The organism is Methylocella sp. CPCC 101449, assembly GCF_031921685.1.
Lineage (GTDB): Bacteria > Pseudomonadota > Alphaproteobacteria > Rhizobiales > Beijerinckiaceae > Terripilifer.
The window spans coordinates 314,098-331,191 of the sequence record NZ_JAPDHU010000004.1; the positions used below are offsets into that span (position 1 = coordinate 314,098).

Consider the following 17,094-nt stretch of genomic DNA (forward strand, 5'->3'; position numbering starts at 1 on the left):
TCAGCCGGATTGTTTCTGCCAGAGCCGATAAAGCTGATCCTCTTCGGCCTCATCCGGCGGGCTGTGCTTGATCGACAATCCACTCTGCTGATCGAGCGGCTTCATCAGTTCGACGGCGATCGCCGCCGTCGACAGGCCGAAAGGCTCGGCCTGGGCGTTGGAATAGGCAAAGGTGACATCGCGAATGCCCGACATGCGCATGGCGGCGAGACACATTGGGCAAGGCTGGCCGCTGGCATAGACCGCGCAGCCCTCAAGGCGCGGCGTTCCCAGCGCTTTGCCGGCGGCGCGTAGCGCCAGAAGTTCGGCATGGGCGGTGGGATCATTGTCGGCAAGCAGGCGATTGACGGCGCGCGCGACGATCTCGCCGTCTTTCACCACCACGGCGCCGAAGGGGCGTCCGCCCTGGCGGACGTTCTCGCGGGCGAGCGCGATGGCTTCATCGAGAAAGCGCTTGGTCATGGGGTGCTCGCTGTTGCAGAAAGGGGGGCGGCGAAGAGCAGCAGATTGCCATCTGGATCCTGGACGATGAAATCCCGCGTACCCCACGGTTGCGTTTTTAACGGCTGAAAGAAAGTCGCGCTGTTGGATTGAAATTCAGCGCACAGCGCTTCGATGTCGGCAGCCGCCGCCGCCACGGTGAAAGATACGGAAAGCAGTTGCTCGCGCTGGCGCAGTGCTACGTCGATCACTGGCTCGTCGACGTGACGCAGGTTTACTGCCGCTCCGTCGCGCTTGACCTGCGCATAAAAGGGTGGCGTGCCATAGGTAAAGGCCACCGCGAAGCCGAGCTTTTCAACGAAGAAATCGCAGGAGGTTTTGATGTCGGCGACGAATAATTGCGGTTCGGCGCTGGCAATGAAGGTTTTTGCGGCTTGATCCTGATGGCCGGCCAAATCCCTCTCCTCAATTCGTTCGCGACAAGGCGACAAGATAATCGGCCAAACCCTCCGGATAAAGCGCCAGCCCGGACGCTTTGAGTTCGTTAAGGTTGACCCATCTCGCCTTCCAAGTCAGGCCATTGTCTTCGGCAAAGACGATTTCGTCTTGCTGATAAAGTGCCTGGTCAGCCAGCGCGACATCGGCGGCGAAAACAATTTCGTGTCCGAGCGCGCCTTCGTGCGTGTAAATATTCTCGAACACATGCCAGGGGCCGTGAATGGTGATGGCCGTGCCGAGTTCTTCCCTGAATTCGCGATGCAAAGCCTGTTCGCGGCTTTCGCCATATTCAATGGAGCCGCCGAGCGGGCGTACGCCCTTGACGAGCCCGGTGTCGGTTTCCACTTCCGCGGCGAGCAGCCGCTTGTCGCGCCACACGAGACCGAGCACTTTGACGCGAATAGCCGATGGTGGTCGCCAGAGCGTCATGGCTCATATGCCCCGCAGCACAAGCCTGTCTTTCTCGACATTGAAGCCCGCCAGCCTGTCGAGAAAGGATTGGCCGAGCAGGCTTTCACTCAAGGCGCCCGGCCGTGCAACGAGCGCGCGCACGCGGCGCACCGTGATGTTTCCCACCGTCAGGGCTTCGAGATAATAGGGCGCCGCCATCGCGGTGCCATTGGCGGTCGAAACGCGCACCGTGTAATTCAGCCCTGACAAATCGACGCCCATGCGCTGCGCATCCTCCGATGTCAGCACCACGCTGGACGCCCCTGTGTCGAACATCATCGTTACCTTGGTGCCGTCGGCAATGGCGTCGAAGCCGAAATGGCCGTCGCGGCGGCGCACCGCGATGGCCTCATCCGCCCCGGCTTTCGGCGTGCGGCCCGGCACCAATCCGTCCATCACCCGTGAGGAGACGCCGGCGAATTCCTGCCGGAACGTATAGCCGGTGATGACGATGCCGAAGATCGCCACCCAGGCCAGCGCCTGCAGCACCGTGGTGGAGAGCCGGCCGCGATGCTCGCTGAGATACCAGCCGACATTGGCGAGGGCGACGAGGCTGAAGGCCAGCACGGCGGCGAAAGCACCGGGCGATAGGCCGAATATTTTTGCATCGATCATGGTGCCGCCGACGGCGAAAGCGATGGCGACGGCAATGACAATCAGTACGAATTTCATATCGAACCAAATGTTTAAGATGAAAACCGCGAGAATAATCGGTTTTAGACAGGATTTTGTGTCAGAAAAGCCAGTAGAAATCCAATTTCGGCCAATTGCTGGGCCGCGCCCGCGACATCGCCGGTCTGGCCGCCGATCTGCGCCCGCGACAGTGTGGTGACGGCGAGCGCGCCGGCCGCCGCCACTACACTTGCTACCAGCACCACATGCAGGCCGGCTTGCGGAACACCGAAGAGCAGGGCCACCGCCGCGCCACCGCCCAGTGCGGTGACGAAGGCGTCGGTCGTCGGCCGGCCGGCGGCGCTGGCCGCGCCATCCGTTCGTGCCGGCGGCAAAGCGAACAGCGGCATCAGGCCGAGAGGGCGCGAGAGGGCGGCGGCGGCGATCAACAAACCGGCGGCCCCAAAACTGCTACGCTCGATGAGGATCGCCAAGGCGGCCCAGCGCAGGCCCAGCGACAGGATCAAGGCCACGCCGCCATAGGTGCCGATGCGGCTGTCCTTCATGATCTCGAGCTTGCGCGCGCGTTCCGCGCCGCCGCCAAAGCCGTCCGCCGTATCGGCAAGCCCGTCTTCGTGAAACGCGCCCGTCGTCATCACCAGGGCCACCAGCGCGAGACCAGCGACGATCACAGCCGGCAGCCCGAGGCCATGAGCTATCATCACCACCACGGCGGCGGGCAGCGCGATGATGAGGCCCGCTAAGGGCAACACGCGCGCCATGCGCGAAACATCAGGCATCGCATGCGGCGATGTTTCAAAGGTCAACACTGGCACCGGCAGGCGCGAATAAAACCGCAGGCAAGAGAGCAGGTCGGAAAGGAGTGCCGCCATGCCCGTTATTTCTTCTCCAGCAAAATCTGACCCTGATTTTTCAGGAAGCCTTCGATCTTGTCGGCCAAGGGCGCGAGCAGCCATGGCAGAGCGACAGTGACCACCGCATTGGTCGCGTCGATATCGAGCGTGCCGTTGAGGCTCTGCCCCAATGCGCCGACCGAAATATCCGCGTGCGAGCCGGTCCAGCGGATATCGTGGCTGGAGAGTTTGTCCTGATATTGTGTGAAAACCTTGCGGATGCCGGCATCGGCCTTCTGCTGGGCCTCCAGGGCGCTCATGCCATGGGGAAAGGACAGCGTGATATTGCGGGACATGGGAAGCTTTCTAGGGCCGTTTGCGATTGAATTTCATAGCAGATTTGGCGCGGCCTTTTACAGGCCTGGCCGACTTCGCGCAGCGGATAGTCAAAATTCCTAATAGCGACAATTAGATCTTTTCTATTCTGGACGAAATTTCCGCCCGCTACACCTGCGATCCACGGCTGCAATCGACAGGGAGGATCGCGTGACCAACGGAGAAACACTCACCCGGGTGGGGCCCGGCACGCCTATGGGCCGGCTCATGCGGCAATACTGGGTACCTGCGCTCCTCTCCAGCGAGGCGATTGCTGATGGTCCCCCCATTCGCCTGCGGCTTCTGGGCGAAGACCTGCTGGCCTTTCGCGATACCTCCGGAAACGTTGGGATCGTCGAACATCAATGCGCCCATCGCTGCGCGTCGCTTTTCTTCGGGCGCAACGAGGAAAACGGCATACGCTGCGTCTATCACGGCTGGAAGTTCGATACCAACGGCAGATGTCTCGACGCGCCAAATCTGCCTGATGATTCCTCCTATCGGGAGAAGGTGCGCATCAAGGCCTATCCGACAAGAGAACATCTTGGCATCGTCTGGGCCTATATGGGCGATAGCAAGGATCCGCCCGATCTGCCAAAAGCGCCGGCGCTTGGTCTTGATGCAAACGATGTCAGCGTCTGGTGCGCGCTGCGGCCATGCAACTATCTGCAGGCGCTTGAGGGCGATATCGACACCTCTCATCTGGGCTTTTTGCACGGCGGCAAGGTGGAGGGGGATGATCCTGCTGTTGCCAATCGCGCGCCGGAATATCATGTCACCGATACGGAATGCGGCGTGATGTATGCCGCTTATCGTGATGCTCCGAATGGTGATCGCAATTGGCGCTTCGGGCAATTCAATTTGCCGTTCTTCACGCAGCCTCCGCCCGTTCCGCTCGGTCAGGAACCGGCGCTACGCGCTTTCGTGCCGATGGACGATACGCATACGATGTTTTTCTCCATCACCAGTAAGGCGCATACGCTGTCGGCGATCGACAATCCGGCCAAGAAGACACTTCTCGGCGGCGGGCCAGGAATTTCTTTCCTCTATGATTATCTGCCCAACACCACCGATTGGTACGGCCGTTGGCGATTGAAGCAAAACATCGACAACGATTATCTGATCGATCGCGAGGTGCAAAAGCACCTCAGTTACAGCGGTATCGAAGGGGTCGAGATTCAGGACATGGCCATCAGCGAAAGCATGGGGCCGATCGTCGATCGCGACCGCGAGCATTTGGCGCCCAGCGATATCATGGTCGTGCGCACGCGCCGATGTCTGCTGCGTGCTGCGAAGGAGCTGATGGAGCAGGGCAAGGTGCCGCCAAGCGCGCAAAATCCGGATGCCTATCGCCGGGCCTGGGGCGGCTTCGCAAACTCGTCCACCGACAAGAATTGGCTTGAGGTCTTCGAGGAGGCGGTAATGCGCGCCGATCGGCCGTTGCCGGCGGTGTGACGATGCAGCGGCTCCGGCGAATGCGCGGGTCAGGGCGAAGCCGCCAGCGCTGTTGCGAGAACCGGCCGACGATGAGATCATGACTGGCACCGCGTGAGCGTGGATGCCGAACACGTGGTCGATGCGGGAGGCGGCCGATGGATTTCAGGGGGCTCGACCTCAATTTGCTGCTGCTGCTCGACGCGTTGGTGCAGGATCCCAATCAATCGCGCGTGGCAAAAAATCTGAAGATCAGTCAGCCGACAGTCAGTGCCTCGCTCGCCAAGTTGCGGGCGCTGCTCAAGGACGATCTGATCGTCAAGTCAGGCGCGGGGTTTCTACCGACGCCGCGGTTGCTGAGCATCGCGCCGGCCATCAAGCAGATTCTCAATGTTCTGAACGAGGAGATCATAGGGCAGGGGGAATTCGATCCGTCTTTCGAGACGCGTCCGCTCATCATAGCGACATCCGATGTCGGCGAGATGATTCTGCTGCCGAATTTGATCGCCAAACTGAAAATCGTCGCGCCACACATGCCGATCCGTTCAGTTGTCGTAAAGCCGGCCGAATTAGAGGAAGCCTTGGGAGAGGCCAAGATCGATATCGCCGTCGGCTATTTTCCCGACATAACCCAATCGACCATTTACCAGCAGCTCTTGTTCGAACAGGGCTTCGTCTGCCTGGTCGGCGATGATCATTCGCAGATTGGCGATTCATTGTCGCTCGAGCAGTTTCTGAACTGCGATCATATCGTCGTCACGCATGAAGGCCGCAGCCAGGAGATATTCGAGAACAATTTGAAGAAACTGGGCCTGAAGCGGCACATGGCGGTGCAGGTTCCGCACTTCCTCAGCGTGCCTTTCATGCTGGCTTCTTCCGATTTGATCGTCACCGTGCCGCGCGTCATGGGGCTGCGGCTGGTCTCCTACAGGCTCAAAATGCTGGATCCGCCCATGCCGACGCCCCTGATCCCGGTCAAGCAATTTTGGCATCGGCGTTTTGCCAGCAATTTGCGGTCGATCTGGATTCGCGAGACGATGGTCCTGTTATTTCAAGGCAATACCTTCGGAACCTGAAGCACGGCCAAGCCTCTTTGCAATTGCCGGCGCGCCCGCTACACCGTGCGGCACGTTCTGTCTCCAACCTCAGTATTCCCATGACCTTCAGTCCCACCGCTTTGCCTTTCGATGATATTCGCGCGCTGATGGCGCAATTGCCCCCGGCCGCCGAGGAATGCGTCGATCTGGTGCGGGCACGGGACCGGGAACTGGTGAAACCGGCCGGTGCGCTGGGGCGTATGGAGGACATCGTCGAATGGCTGGCCGCTTGGCAGGGCCGCTCGCAGCCGGCGGTCCTGCGCCCGCTGGTGGCGGTCTTTGCCGGCAATCATGGTGTCGCGGCCCAGGGCGTCTCGGCTTATCCGCAGGCGGTGACGCGGCAGATGCTCGACACGTTCGCCGCCGGCGGCGCGGCGATCAACCAGATCTGCGCGACCTTCGACATCGGCCTCAAGGTTTTCGATCTGGCGCTCGATCTGCCGACGGCCGACATCACGCAAGAGCCGGCGCTCGATGAAAAGGCGGCCGCGGCGACGTTCGCTTTCGGCATGGAGGCGATTGCCGGGGGCACCGATCTTCTGTGCCTAGGCGAAATGGGAATCGCCAATACGACCATCGCGGCGGCGATCTACTATGCGCTCTATGGCGGCAGCGCGCAGGACTGGGTTGGTCGCGGCACCGGCGTCGACGATGCCGGCTTCGCCCGGAAGGTCAGCGCCGTCGAGCGCGCCGTGGCGCTGCATAAGGCGCATCTGAGCGATCCGCTGGAGGTGATGCGCCGCTTGGGTGGTCGCGAAATCTGCGCCTTGGCGGGCGCCATCATCGCGGCCCGCATGGAACGCATTCCGGTGATCCTCGACGGTTATGTGGTGACGGCCGCCGCCGCCATCCTGCATGCGCTCGATCCTTCTTCGATCGATCATTGTATCGCTGGCCACGTGTCGGCCGAAGGCGCTCATGCCGAAGTGCTGCGCCGGCTCGGCAAGAAACCTCTGCTCGATCTTGGCATGCGCCTGGGCGAAGGCAGTGGTGCGGCGCTGGCCGTGGCGGTCGTCAAAGCGGCGCTCGCCTGCCACAACGACATGGCGACGTTCGAACAGGCGAAAGTGGCGTCGAAGCCGAATTAGAGCTTCCGCCGAAGCGCAAAAAGCAGCGGATTGACAAAGCTGCATACGGCGGCCTCACTATGTCTCACCAACATGGGAGGACGTCGCGGTGCTCGAGCTTTATCATGCGCCTATTTCCACGTGCAGTCAGAAGGTGCGGCTGGTCCTGGCGGAAAAGAACCTGCCATGGAAGGGGCACACGATCGTCTTCGCCAACGGCGATCATGTGAAGCGAGACTATCTCAAGCTCAATCCCAATGGCGTCGTGCCGACCTTGATCGATGGCGGCGACCCGATCATCGATAGTTCCGTCATCAACGAATATCTGGAAGACGTCTATCCGCAGATCTCCGTTCGCCCGAAGGATGCCAAGGCCTGCGCACGCATGCGCGCGTGGCGCCAGTATATCGACGAAGTGCCGACCCCGGCGATCCGGCCGCCGTCGTTCAATGCCTATTTCGTGCCGATCTGGGCCAAGATGACCGACGAGCAGTTCGAGGCCTATGCTGATCGGCTGCCGCTGCGGAAGCATTTTTACAAGAAGATGGGCCGTACCGGCTTTAGCGAACAGGATATCGCCGAGGCTTTGGAGAAATTGCGCCAGACGCTCGAGCGCATGGAGCGTTCGTTGACGCTTGGCCCCTGGCTCAACGGCGATGACTATACGCTGGCGGATGTCAGCATCACGCCGACCATCGTGCGCATGGAGGATCTGGGCCTCTCGTCCATGTGGAGTGATCTGCCCAAGGTCACCGATTGGTACGACCGGATCAGGCTGCGGCCGAATTTCGACGTGGCCTACATGCCCGGATCGCGCGTTCTCGGCCCGAGCTGCTGAAACACGGCCTCCTTACAGGGAGGGGGCACGTGATGTCGCGAGATATCGTGACAAGAAGCTTTACTTTTTGTCGAGAAACTCTCGCACAAGCGTGACGGTCGCCTTGGGGTTTTCTTCCATGATCCAGTGGCCAGAGGCAGGTACGATGCCTTCGCTCACATTGCTGGCGCCGTCGCGCATCACGGTGGCCATCATGAGACCGAACGACTTTTCGCCGCCGAGCGCAAGGACTGGCATGGCGAGCTTGCCCTTGGCGAGGAAGGCACGGTTGTCGATCGCGTCTTGATCGAAGGCCGCGAATTGCGCGAAGCCGGAATGCATGGCGCCCGGCAAGGCGTAGAGCTTGGCATAGTGCTGGCGCGACGCTTCGGTGAAATTCTTCGGGTTGGCGGAGAATTCGTTCCAGAAGCGGTCGAGGTAGATGCGTTCGCGTCCAGCGACCAGACGCTCCATGTCCGGGCCGCCGAAACGGAAGTGCCAGAGCAGGGGATTCTTGAGAATCTCCTCCCACGGGCCGACGCCAGGCACCGGCGCGTCGATGAGGACGAAGCGATTGACCCGTGTCGGATTGAGGGCCGCAAAGGCAAAGCCGACCATGTTGCCGATGTCGTGGGTCACCAGATCGGCGCGCTCGATCTTGAGAGCGTCAAGCACGCCGGAGACGTCGCCGGCCTGGGTCTTCTTGTCGAAACCACCAGCCGGCTTTGACGAAAGGCCGAGGCCCCGCAGATCCGGTACAATGACCGTATGATCGCGGACGAGATCCGCCGCCAAGGGCGCCCACATGTCGCCTGTTTCGCCGTAGCCATGCAAAAGCACGACCGTCGGCCCTTTGCCGCCCACGCGGACATGCAGTTTGGCACCATTGGTTTCTATCGTTTGAATGCGAAACGAAGACGGGAAGGGTGGCACCTGCGCCCCGGCCGGTAACGCAGACCCGACGATTGCGCCCAGCGCAAACATGCCGATGAAAGCTTTGAACATGATCGCCCCCGTCAACGGGGCAGCGATCGCATGATCGCCGCTGCCAGCCCCGCTGGATTGCGGAGGCTAGCACCTCACCACGGCCGGTGCATGCGGCTTCGAGCGTTCAGGCTCAAGCCGAAATCATCGCAAGGCGACGAATGCGTCAAATCAGGAAGTTGAGAGCGGAAGCGGCTAAGAGAAGGAACGCATTTTCGCCGGTTCGGCCGGCGGATAGGCGAAGGCACCGACCAGCTTTTCCATGAAGATGAGCGTGCGGCGGTTGTTCATGCGCTCGCGCTTCAATTCGCGATAGCCGAGTTTCTGGCACAGCCGCACGGCCTGTTCATTCTTCTCGCCGGCATAAAGCTCGAAGCGTTGCGCATCGGTGAAATGCGCTTCGAACTGTTGCACCAGTGCGCTGGCGATGCCACGGCGCTGATAATTGGGATCGACGATGAGACGTTCGACGAAAACCGTCGATCCAACCTGGAAGCCTCTGACCGAGCCGACGATCTGTTGTTGCGGCGTCTGCATTTTAAGGAAAATGGTGCGCTCGAAATCAGCGGCCAGGTTTTCCAGCGTCTGGGTCATCGGCGAAATGACAGGGCCGTCATAGAGCCGGGCCGTGTTCTGATAGGCGAGTTTCTGCAGGGCGAGGATGGCAGCCGCGTCCTCGACTTGGGCCAGTCTGATTTCCATCGCTTCCCTGCACCTTCTGACACATCAATCTGTGGTGGTTGGCGTCGCGCATGGGCGATATGCCAGAACCTCCCGAGCCCCTTCCACACGGTTCGTGCGGCGGAAGTGCGACCCCCATATGGAGATATTTATGCAGGTGTTCAAGACGGCAATGCTGTCTTGTTGCTCAGAAGTTTAACGGGCTACGATTGTGCAGCGCAATCTGAGAAGTCTTCTAAAATGGATGATCTGGCAGATGTCTGTCGCGACGAGATATAACAATGCGATGGCCGCTTTGTCATTGAACTGTTGCGAAAGAAAAGCCCGACGTTGAGACGTCGGGCATCCGAATATCATCTACTGATTCTATGTCGTTCTCAGCGCGCCGGCGCGTGCCAGTCTCGCGGCTTGACCACTTCGCCGGAGCCGGGATCGAAGGTGATCTCGATTTCGGCGCCGTTACGGTCGAAGCCTTCGATCTTCCAGCAGCCCTTGCTGCGTTTGGCTTTGTTCACCGCATAACCGAGCGTCTCCGCCTGCTGTGTCGCGGCCTCGAGCGTCGTCATCTTGCCGCTTGCGGCGGCCGCGCAAGACGGGCTGTCGGCGAGCGCGCCTTGGCTCACGAGAACAACCGGCAAAATCATCAGGGCGATAGAGCGCATATGAATATTCCTTTCGTGTTGCGGGAGGGATTTTGCACGGCCCACCCGCTGGAAGGCTGACAGGGACCGTCAGCGAACTGTCAGGCACGATATGGTTGTTGGCGCACAGTTGTTTTCGACCATGGAGTTCTTTCATGCAAGCGGCGATCGTCATTCTCTTCCTGGCTGCGCCCATTCTCGCCGGTATGTCGCTGAGCTTGGAGGGCTTCGTCGTCTTCCTGCTGCTCGCGGCCTTGGTCGCCGGTCTCTCGACCTCGCAGGACGAGGAAGACGAAGCGAGCCAAGAGAGGGGTCGGAGTGCGGCGTTTGGCGGCCGTGTGCCGCCGGCCTATACGGTTAAAGTCAAATCCGCGCGGATGAACGTTCCTGTCGGGACGGCCATATCGTCGCAGTTTGCGGCCCCCAAGCCGATCTTCCATGCGCCCGGAAAAAGCGCATGATGGGGTCATGATGCAATTTTGGTTTCGAAGCGGGTCCCCCGATGGGTCTTAAGTTTCTGACGGCCGGTCTGATTGTCGCAGCAAGCCTTCTGGCCGTGCAGCACGTGCAGGGCTCGGACTGTGACGGCGGGCAGAATTGCGCGCTCGATGCCCGCAAGCAGGGCGAAATCCGCCCGCTGTCGGAAGTGCTGGCGGTGGCACGGCAGCATCTGCCGGGCGAAGTCATCAAGATCGAGCTTGATCGAGAAGACGGCGTGTGGGTCTATGAGATCAAGATCCTGACCCCGAAGGGGCGTCGGCGTGAGATCGAGATCAACGCGCAGACGCTCGAAGTTATCAAAAGCGACAAGAGCGATTGACCGTGCGCATATTGGTGGTGGAAGACGAACCGCGCATTGCCAAGGATATCAGCGACGGTCTGACGGCCGCCGGATATGTCGCCGAAGTCGCGCGCGACGGCGAAGACGCGTGGTTTCGTGGCGAAACCGAAAATTACGATGCGATCGTTCTTGATCTTGGTCTGCCACGTCTCGATGGCCTGTCGGTGCTGAAGCGATTGCGTGCGGCGGCGGTGACGACGCCGGTTTTGATTTTAACCGCACGGGACGGGTGGCGCGAAAAGGTCGAAGGCATCGATGCCGGCGCCGACGATTATCTGACCAAGCCCTTTCGCATCGAGGAACTGCTCGCGCGCCTGCGCGCCATCACCCGCCGTGCCGCCGGCCATGCCTCGTCGCTCGTCAGTGTCGGCCCTCTGGAAATCGATACGCGCGCGCAAAGCGTCAGCGTTGACGGCAAGGCCGTGGCGCTGTCGGCGCTGGAATATCGATTGTTGTCCTATCTCGTTTTGCATCGTGGCCGCGCGGTTTCGCAGACCGAACTGCTCGATCATATTCATTCCGGCGATAGCGACCGCGATACCAATGCGGTGGAAGCACTCGTCGCGCGGCTGCGCCGCAAGCTCGGTGCGCCGGTGATCGAGACGCGGCGCGGCTATGGCTATTGCATTGCCGCGGATGGGCCATGAAAAGCCGTTCGCTCGTCGTGCGCCTGGCGGCTCTCGCGGCCGCCTTGATCGTTCTGGCTCTGACTTTGGCCGGGCTGGGACTTGCAACCATTTTCGATCGCGAACTCGATCGGCGAGCGGAAAGCGAACTGTCGCAGATCGTCAGGATTCTGGCAGGACAAGTCACCCTCGATCAAAATGGCGCGCCGATCGGCAATCTGGCTTTGCCCGATCCGCGTTTCTCCGAACCCTATAGCGGTGTCTATTGGCAAGTGGCGCCAGCGACGGGCAGCCATCTGCGCTCCCGTTCGCTGTGGGATTTCGAATTGGCGGTACCCTCGGATGCCTCGCCCGGCGAAAGGCGAACGATCGATCTGAGTGGGCCGAATGGCAGCCGCTTGATTGCCGTAACGCAAACCATCGCGGTATCGAAAGGCGATCGCGATGGTGAAGCCGAAACCCCTGTTCAGGTGACGGCGGCGCTCGACCGTAGCGACCTGGCCTCGGCGCAGCGCTCGTTCCGCAATCTGCTCGTGCCGTCGCTGGTGGCGCTGGGCCTGTGTTTATCGCTCGCCATGTGGCTGTTCCTGCGCCTGGCGCTGCGTCCGCTGCAGGGGCTCGCGCGAGGCTTACAGCAGATCCATCTTGGCAAAGCGCGCGCCCTGCCGGGCGCTTTTCCCACTGAAGTGCAGCCGGTGGTGGATGATCTCAATCGCTTGATCGCCTTCCAGGATGCGGCGGCGGAGAAGGCGCGGGCGCGCGCCAGCGATCTTGCCCATGGCTTGAAGACACCGCTCGCCGTTCTTGATGCGCTGTCGCGTCAGGCGCAAGGCGAGGGCCGTACCGAACTGTCAGGCGCCATCAACGAACAGACGAGTTTGATGCAACAGCAGGTCAATCGCGCGCTGGCTCGCGCCCGCGCCGGCTTCGTGAGTGCTTTGCGCCGGGCGACCATGCCCGCGGCACCCTTGGTCGAAAAACTGGCCGGCGCCTTGCGTCGCCTGCCATCCGAGCGGCCGCTGGACTGGGACGTGTCGGTGGCATCCGGCGCGGTGTTTGCCGGCGATGAAGCGGACTTCATGGAAATGCTCGGCAATGTGCTGGACAATGCCCGCAAATGGGCGCGTGGGCATATCCGCTTTACGGTTGCGATGATCGGCGGCGCCACGGTCTTCACGGTGGAGGACGATGGTCCTGGCTTGGAGGCCGAACAGGCCGCGCAAATCGAACGCGGTCGCCGTTGGGACGAGACGACGCCGGGAACAGGCTTTGGTCTCGCCATCACGCGTGATCTGGTTGAATCTTACGGTGGCACGCTGACGCTCGACCGTTCCCCGCTTGGCGGATTGCGCGTGACCTTATCGATCCCCGCGCGATGACGTATTGAGCGTCTGTCGCCGAAACTCCGGAATTTGCGAGAGCAGCACTTTCAGGGGATCGACAGTCCACGCCTTGGTCATGAAGTCGCGATGATCGGCAGAGCCCGCATCGACGAACCAGAGACTGCCAGGCGACAAGACGCTTGGGCGACCATCGCGGCCGGTGAGACCATGGGCTGCCAGCTCTTTCCTGAGCGCTGCATTGTCGGCGCGCGCCGCTGGACCATAGGCACTGAGCAGGAAGGCATCATTGCGCTTGGTCACCAGCCAGGTGACGAAACGGGCGCGCTCGTCGAGCCAGGCATCGAGCAGGATGACGCCATGAATGCGGGACGCCGCGCCGCCAATTTGTAAGGCATAGGCGGCGGCTTCCGCGCCGCTGCCATAAGCGACGAGGATGATCGGCATGGAGCGGAACACGGCGCCGCCATCTCTCGACAATTCGCCGAGCCGCGAAGCAGCCTCGTTGAGAAAGTCGTTGAAGAAACCCGGCTCCCAGAAACGCCCGGCGGCGCTGTCGATCGCATCGAAGGCCAGTTGCGGCGCGACGAGCGCACCGTTTAAGCCGGAGGCGTCGAATTGCGCGGGGATATGTTGGCGATTGCGGAGATCGCGCGTGAGCTGGCTGCGTTGGCCATGCAGAAAGACGATCAGTGCTGCGGGCCGCTGTGCGTCGAACCCGGCGCCAAGATGCAGCAACACGCGTTTGTCCGTATAAGCATTATCCGGCGTGAAGCCGCCGCGGGGCGCGAGGCGGCCACGCCGCCCATCTTTCGTGGTATCGAGGAATGGCGTCTCGCGCCCAGGTGCGCGCCCGCTATAAGGAAAAGGCGAGGCCAGGAATTCGACGATCTGCGTTATGCCGGTTGGCGCGCGCCCCTTGCCGTCCGGCTTTTGCGGCTGTCTCGCCTCGCTCCCGCGTCGGCTCTGTGCCAACGCCGGCGAAACATGGCTGGTGAAAAGCCACGGCGCGGCGGTCAGCAGCAACGTCAGATCGCGTCGCGACGGATTCATCCCATCAACCCTTGCGTTCCCCTCGCGCGTTCAGCGCAGCGAACAAGATCAGAAGGGTTATAAGATAGGGAAGCCGATCGTGGAACGGGATACCCGCCGCGATAAAATTCTTGCGACGGGTAGGATGTGCCGCTGCGAAGCTTATGGCGCCGCCATCATTGCGCGCGCCGCGTCGCGAAACCGTCGACGAGACTCATCGCGCGCATAAAACATATGGCCGCCGGGATAGACTTCGAAGCGTAGCCGTTCGGCCGGGCCGATCTGCGCCATTTGGTCGAGCACCATCTGGGTTTCGAAATAAGGCGTCACGAGATCTGTCAGGCCATGAGCGATGAGCACGCGCAGGCGCGGATCGAGCGCCAGAGATTGCGACAGATCGTTCACCGCCTCTTGCTGCCTGTTGCCCCAGTTCCACGACCGCGAAGCTTGGTCGTTGATGAAGAAATAGCGGCCATTCTCGACATTCCAGCCCAGGCGATTGTGGAACATGTCGACCATGGCCTGCGTGATCGGGGCATGCAGGCCAAGCCGCATCTGGTCGTCGGCTTCAGGACGTGGCGAGCCGGGGAAGGGATCGAGCCCGAGCACCGCGCCATCATAGAGGGACGCGATCTTGCCATTGGCGCGCGCCGTTTCGGCTGCGAATGTCGAGGTGGTGATGCGGCCATTGCGCCGCGCCACGAGATCGACGTCGAGGCCGGTAAATTCGGAGACGTTGCGCGTCAATCGCGACAGCGCGTCCGCATCCTTCAGGCCGCGCATCAGATCGGTGATGAAAGGCCCGCGCGCATAATCTTCGACCGCTTTCAAGCTGCTGCGCTCGATCGTGCCTTTGCGCTCCAGCGCCGTTGCCGCCATCGACGGCAGGCCGGCGGCCAGGCTCAGCGGGCTGTTGCGCGCATTGAAGCGGCGGAAGTCGAGCACGGGTGAGATCAGCACCAGCCCGTTGACGCTGACGCCCTGATCGGTGGTGAGCTGATGGGCGATCTTGGGCGCGCGAAAGCCGCCATAGCTCTCGCCGGCGATATATTTGGGCGAGAAGCTGCGGCCGTTGGCTTCGGTCCAGCGCCGAATGGTGGTGGCGAGCGAGGAGATGTCGCCATCGACACCCCACAGACGCCGGCGCACGTCCTCGCCGCCGATGACGCGGCTATAGCCGGTGCCGGCCGGATCAATAAAAACGAGATCGGTGAATTCGAGCCAGCTCTCGTTATTGTCGAGCGGTGCCGGATCGGCGGTCGGAAAGGCCGCATCCGCGTCCATGCGCAGCCGCCACGGGCCAAGCGCACCGAGATTGAGCCAACCCGAGGCATAACCAGGACCGCCATTGAAGGCGAAGGTGACAGGCCGCGTGCGCTTGTCGGCACCCGCGAGCTGGAAGGCGATATAGCTGATGTCGGCGATCGGACGGCCGCTCTCGAGATCGTTGAGCCGGATCGTCCCGGCCGTGCCGGTGAATTCGGTGGTCTTGCCGTTGATGTCGACGCGATGCGTCGTCGTGCGGTCGGCGGGCAGAGGGCGGACTTCGGAGCGCGCCTCGCTCGCCGGCTGGGCCTGTTCCGCCGGCCGCCCGCCGCGGTTGGCGGCTGGCCGTTCGCGCACGTTGCTCTCGGCGGGCTGCGCATGGGCGGCCGGGATGGCGAGAAGGCTGCTGGCGAATGTTGCGAAGAGGGCGAAGAGAATGGAGGCGCGGTGGGGGGAGTTCTGCCGAAGTGATTTCTGCAAGGTCATGTTCCTACCGTTTCCCAGGGAGCATCATCGCATCATAGGCGGCGATCCTGCGCAATTTCTGTGCGCGGATTATGGCGGTCAAAATCGCGTGTTCAGGGCGGTACGGTTAAGCCGGCGTGGAATTCTGTTCCTCTGCTGTGGCAGCCTGGGCCACGGCAACGGCGAAGTTTTGTGCCGCGCGCGTCGCGGCTTCGCCAATGGCGATCAAGGCAGGGGTCTCTTCGTTGGCAGGCACTTTCCGTGCGGCGAGATTCGCGTCACGCAGGCTTTGCCAATGGGAGGTGGCGAGCGCCCGCATTTCTTCGGCCGATCGTCCCGATGTCGTCTGAATTTCAACCGTCAGCAGATCGAAGCGATCCTTGCCGTGCAGATAGCTCCAGCCTATCAACTGACTGTCCGGCAAAGCGGCAACGAGGACGCGCAGCAATTCCTCCACGGCGACACGTTCGGCCGCGCCCAGCAGCGGTTCGCTATGCGCCAGCGATATGCTGATGGTCTGGACGTGCGGGCCGTCGGCCTGCCGTCGGAAGCCGGGCGGCCCCGCATGGTCGAGCAACACCTGATTGCAGAGGAAGACGCAGCGGTTGCAGATGGCGGTCGCGCCGGGGCCGGCAATGATCTGCTCGACGTGAAAGCGGTTCTGTCCGCAGAAAGAACATACGGCGGTGTTATTGCCTCGTCCCGTCAGCAGCGACCAGGCGCCGCTCAGTCGCGTCTTGAAGTCCATTCCATCTCCATTGTCGTCTAAGCAAGATTCAGAGCCAGTTCACGGCTTCTTCTTGTAAAGTCCCGTGAACATCACGCCATTGCCGCCACAGCGATCATTGTCATCGACGATGAGAAAATCACCCATCAGGCGCAGCCGGGCCCGGCATGTATCCGCCGCCGCACTCGCATCTGGCTTTTCAGTGGGCGCTTTGTCACCGTTGTAATGGTCGTCGACATAGCCAGCCGTTTTATCGTCGCCGTTCGGTGAAAGAAAGGCCGGCCCGTTGAGTGTCCCGCTGTTATATGAAGGCGGGCCGCGATTGATGTCACCGGAGACGATCACATAATCATCCGATCCCGGCTTGATCTCGATCAATCCGGTGTAGCCATTGCTCCAGGAGCCATAACCGGCGCGGCTGTTGAGCTTGTCCTCGGGAAAGGAGGGAATGCCGAGGCTGCCGAGATCGACGAAGCCGCTGCTGAGCTTGCCGGCTTTGGAGAAATAATGGACGCAGGCGATGCGCTTGTTGTTGATGGACGTAACGAGGAGCTTGTCACCGCCCACGACGAAACCGGGCAACTGACAGCTTTCCTCGAGCGATGGACAACCGGGCTTGCTGGGGCCGTCGATGAAGTGGAGGCGCTTGACGTCCTCCTTGACCGTACGCAGCGCAAAGGTTGACGTCGGTTGGCGCGAAGCAAAAGAGGCGGAGCAATAGTTCTCATCCTGTGCTTGCGTGCTGGCGTTTACCAGGAGGGTAATGCTCAACAATGCGACGAAAATCTTGCGCTGGTGGGTCATCTGTTGTTCTCGAACCGCGGGCCTTAACCGAATTTCACAATG

21 protein-coding genes are annotated in these 17,094 nt (G+C 61.4%); 8 read left to right on the forward strand and 13 right to left on the reverse strand.

All coding sequences use genetic code 11. The annotated features are described in order from the left end of the window. From OIM99_RS26090 to OIM99_RS26115, 6 genes are read right to left on the reverse strand one after another with little or no spacing between them, the layout of a single operon-like run. Window positions 1-462 (reverse strand): nucleoside deaminase, encoded by a 462-nt coding sequence (locus OIM99_RS26090; RefSeq protein WP_311853451.1) that lies wholly within the window; start codon window positions 460-462, stop codon window positions 1-3. Continuing rightward, window positions 459-896 carry a VOC family protein gene (locus OIM99_RS26095; protein WP_311853452.1) on the reverse strand — a complete coding sequence of 146 codons (438 nt, stop codon included), beginning with the start codon at window positions 894-896 and terminating at the stop codon, window positions 459-461. The genes OIM99_RS26090 and OIM99_RS26095 overlap by 4 nt, the downstream gene beginning before the upstream one ends. Window positions 897-906: 10 nt before the next feature. Continuing rightward, complete coding sequence (locus tag OIM99_RS26100; RefSeq protein ID WP_311853453.1) at window positions 907-1,368, reverse strand: NUDIX domain-containing protein; 462 nt, start codon at window positions 1,366-1,368, stop codon at window positions 907-909. Between the two features lie 3 nt (window positions 1,369-1,371). Continuing rightward, entirely contained in the window at window positions 1,372-2,061 is a 690-nt protein-coding gene (locus tag OIM99_RS26105; protein ID WP_311853454.1) for a TIGR02281 family clan AA aspartic protease, read from the reverse strand. Between the two features lie 44 nt (window positions 2,062-2,105). Beyond that, the gene (gene cobS, locus OIM99_RS26110; RefSeq protein WP_311853455.1) at window positions 2,106-2,894 is read right to left on the reverse strand and encodes an adenosylcobinamide-GDP ribazoletransferase; all 789 of its coding nucleotides are present in this window, start codon (window positions 2,892-2,894) and stop codon (window positions 2,106-2,108) included. Window positions 2,895-2,899: 5 nt separating this feature from the next. Beyond that, window positions 2,900-3,211: a polyhydroxyalkanoic acid system family protein gene (locus OIM99_RS26115; RefSeq protein WP_311853456.1), complete on the reverse strand. Its 312-nt coding sequence runs from the start codon at window positions 3,209-3,211 to the stop codon at window positions 2,900-2,902. A 190-nt stretch (window positions 3,212-3,401) separates the two neighbouring features. Here OIM99_RS26115 and OIM99_RS26120 point away from each other — a divergent pair, with 190 nt between their 5' ends. The 4 genes from OIM99_RS26120 to OIM99_RS26135 all read left to right on the forward strand — a co-directional run bounded on the left by OIM99_RS26120 (window position 3,402) and on the right by OIM99_RS26135 (window position 7,666). Then, window positions 3,402-4,685 carry a Rieske 2Fe-2S domain-containing protein gene (locus tag OIM99_RS26120; RefSeq protein ID WP_311853457.1) on the forward strand — a complete coding sequence of 428 codons (1,284 nt, stop codon included), beginning with the start codon at window positions 3,402-3,404 and terminating at the stop codon, window positions 4,683-4,685. Between the two features lie 137 nt (window positions 4,686-4,822). Next, window positions 4,823-5,740: a LysR family transcriptional regulator gene (locus tag OIM99_RS26125; protein WP_311853458.1), complete on the forward strand. Its 918-nt coding sequence runs from the start codon at window positions 4,823-4,825 to the stop codon at window positions 5,738-5,740. Window positions 5,741-5,820: 80 nt separating this feature from the next. After that, on the forward strand, window positions 5,821-6,849 hold the full coding sequence (gene cobT, locus OIM99_RS26130; RefSeq protein ID WP_311853459.1) for a nicotinate-nucleotide--dimethylbenzimidazole phosphoribosyltransferase: 1,029 nt from the start codon (window positions 5,821-5,823) through the stop codon (window positions 6,847-6,849). A gap of 88 nt (window positions 6,850-6,937) precedes the next feature. After that, window positions 6,938-7,666 (forward strand): glutathione S-transferase family protein, encoded by a 729-nt coding sequence (locus tag OIM99_RS26135; RefSeq protein WP_311853460.1) that lies wholly within the window; start codon window positions 6,938-6,940, stop codon window positions 7,664-7,666. 60 nt (window positions 7,667-7,726) lie between these two features. Here OIM99_RS26135 and OIM99_RS26140 read toward each other — a convergent pair whose 3' ends face one another. The 3 genes from OIM99_RS26140 to OIM99_RS26150 form a co-directional block, all read right to left on the reverse strand. After that, window positions 7,727-8,650 (reverse strand): alpha/beta fold hydrolase, encoded by a 924-nt coding sequence (locus tag OIM99_RS26140; RefSeq protein WP_409371566.1) that lies wholly within the window; start codon window positions 8,648-8,650, stop codon window positions 7,727-7,729. Window positions 8,651-8,824: 174 nt separating this feature from the next. Beyond that, window positions 8,825-9,331, reverse strand: a complete 507-nt coding sequence (locus OIM99_RS26145) for a GNAT family N-acetyltransferase (RefSeq protein ID WP_311853461.1) — start codon at window positions 9,329-9,331, stop codon at window positions 8,825-8,827. 356 nt (window positions 9,332-9,687) lie between these two features. After that, the gene (locus tag OIM99_RS26150) at window positions 9,688-9,972 is read right to left on the reverse strand and encodes a PepSY domain-containing protein (RefSeq protein ID WP_311853462.1); all 285 of its coding nucleotides are present in this window, start codon (window positions 9,970-9,972) and stop codon (window positions 9,688-9,690) included. 134 nt (window positions 9,973-10,106) lie between these two features. Here OIM99_RS26150 and OIM99_RS26155 point away from each other — a divergent pair, with 134 nt between their 5' ends. The 4 genes from OIM99_RS26155 to OIM99_RS26170 are packed head-to-tail and all read left to right on the forward strand — an operon-like array spanning window position 10,107 to window position 12,797. Continuing rightward, window positions 10,107-10,412, forward strand: a complete 306-nt coding sequence (locus tag OIM99_RS26155; protein ID WP_311853463.1) for a hypothetical protein — start codon at window positions 10,107-10,109, stop codon at window positions 10,410-10,412. 41 nt (window positions 10,413-10,453) lie between these two features. Then, on the forward strand, window positions 10,454-10,771 hold the full coding sequence (locus OIM99_RS26160; protein ID WP_311853464.1) for a PepSY domain-containing protein: 318 nt from the start codon (window positions 10,454-10,456) through the stop codon (window positions 10,769-10,771). A gap of 2 nt (window positions 10,772-10,773) precedes the next feature. Next, window positions 10,774-11,439: a response regulator transcription factor gene (locus OIM99_RS26165; RefSeq protein ID WP_311853465.1), complete on the forward strand. Its 666-nt coding sequence runs from the start codon at window positions 10,774-10,776 to the stop codon at window positions 11,437-11,439. After that, window positions 11,436-12,797 (forward strand): HAMP domain-containing sensor histidine kinase, encoded by a 1,362-nt coding sequence (locus tag OIM99_RS26170; RefSeq protein WP_311853466.1) that lies wholly within the window; start codon window positions 11,436-11,438, stop codon window positions 12,795-12,797. The genes OIM99_RS26165 and OIM99_RS26170 overlap by 4 nt, the downstream gene beginning before the upstream one ends. On the opposite strand, the gene OIM99_RS26175 is transcribed toward OIM99_RS26170, so the two are convergent. The 4 genes from OIM99_RS26175 to OIM99_RS26190 all read right to left on the reverse strand — a co-directional run bounded on the left by OIM99_RS26175 (window position 12,777) and on the right by OIM99_RS26190 (window position 17,052). Next, the gene (locus tag OIM99_RS26175; protein ID WP_311853467.1) at window positions 12,777-13,811 is read right to left on the reverse strand and encodes an alpha/beta hydrolase; all 1,035 of its coding nucleotides are present in this window, start codon (window positions 13,809-13,811) and stop codon (window positions 12,777-12,779) included. The genes OIM99_RS26170 and OIM99_RS26175 overlap by 21 nt on opposite strands. A gap of 141 nt (window positions 13,812-13,952) precedes the next feature. Further along, window positions 13,953-15,536, reverse strand: a complete 1,584-nt coding sequence (locus tag OIM99_RS26180; RefSeq protein ID WP_311853468.1) for a S10 family serine carboxypeptidase-like protein — start codon at window positions 15,534-15,536, stop codon at window positions 13,953-13,955. Window positions 15,537-15,648: 112 nt separating this feature from the next. Beyond that, a complete protein-coding gene (locus OIM99_RS26185) occupies window positions 15,649-16,269 on the reverse strand; it encodes a ClpX C4-type zinc finger protein (RefSeq protein WP_311853469.1) in 621 nt (206 codons plus the stop codon). Window positions 16,270-16,308: 39 nt separating this feature from the next. Next, window positions 16,309-17,052, reverse strand: a complete 744-nt coding sequence (locus OIM99_RS26190; protein ID WP_311853470.1) for a hypothetical protein — start codon at window positions 17,050-17,052, stop codon at window positions 16,309-16,311. Between the last annotated feature and the right edge of the window lie 42 nt (window positions 17,053-17,094).

Coding starts and splice junctions, on each gene's coding strand:
- OIM99_RS26090 (WP_311853451.1), bottom strand. CDS start 462: ATGACCAAGCGCTTTCTCGATGAAGCCATCGCGCTCGCCCGCGAGAAC.
- OIM99_RS26100 (WP_311853453.1), bottom strand. CDS start 1,368: ATGACGCTCTGGCGACCACCATCGGCTATTCGCGTCAAAGTGCTCGGT.
- OIM99_RS26105 (WP_311853454.1), bottom strand. CDS start 2,061: ATGAAATTCGTACTGATTGTCATTGCCGTCGCCATCGCTTTCGCCGTC.
- cobS (WP_311853455.1), bottom strand. CDS start 2,894: ATGGCGGCACTCCTTTCCGACCTGCTCTCTTGCCTGCGGTTTTATTCG.
- OIM99_RS26115 (WP_311853456.1), bottom strand. CDS start 3,211: ATGTCCCGCAATATCACGCTGTCCTTTCCCCATGGCATGAGCGCCCTG.
- OIM99_RS26125 (WP_311853458.1), top strand. CDS start 4,823: ATGGATTTCAGGGGGCTCGACCTCAATTTGCTGCTGCTGCTCGACGCG.
- cobT (WP_311853459.1), top strand. CDS start 5,821: ATGACCTTCAGTCCCACCGCTTTGCCTTTCGATGATATTCGCGCGCTG.
- OIM99_RS26140 (WP_409371566.1), bottom strand. CDS start 8,650: ATGTTCAAAGCTTTCATCGGCATGTTTGCGCTGGGCGCAATCGTCGGG.
- OIM99_RS26145 (WP_311853461.1), bottom strand. CDS start 9,331: ATGGAAATCAGACTGGCCCAAGTCGAGGACGCGGCTGCCATCCTCGCC.
- OIM99_RS26150 (WP_311853462.1), bottom strand. CDS start 9,972: ATGCGCTCTATCGCCCTGATGATTTTGCCGGTTGTTCTCGTGAGCCAA.
- OIM99_RS26155 (WP_311853463.1), top strand. CDS start 10,107: ATGCAAGCGGCGATCGTCATTCTCTTCCTGGCTGCGCCCATTCTCGCC.
- OIM99_RS26160 (WP_311853464.1), top strand. CDS start 10,454: ATGGGTCTTAAGTTTCTGACGGCCGGTCTGATTGTCGCAGCAAGCCTT.
- OIM99_RS26170 (WP_311853466.1), top strand. CDS start 11,436: ATGAAAAGCCGTTCGCTCGTCGTGCGCCTGGCGGCTCTCGCGGCCGCC.
- OIM99_RS26175 (WP_311853467.1), bottom strand. CDS start 13,811: ATGAATCCGTCGCGACGCGATCTGACGTTGCTGCTGACCGCCGCGCCG.
- OIM99_RS26185 (WP_311853469.1), bottom strand. CDS start 16,269: ATGGACTTCAAGACGCGACTGAGCGGCGCCTGGTCGCTGCTGACGGGA.
- OIM99_RS26190 (WP_311853470.1), bottom strand. CDS start 17,052: ATGACCCACCAGCGCAAGATTTTCGTCGCATTGTTGAGCATTACCCTC.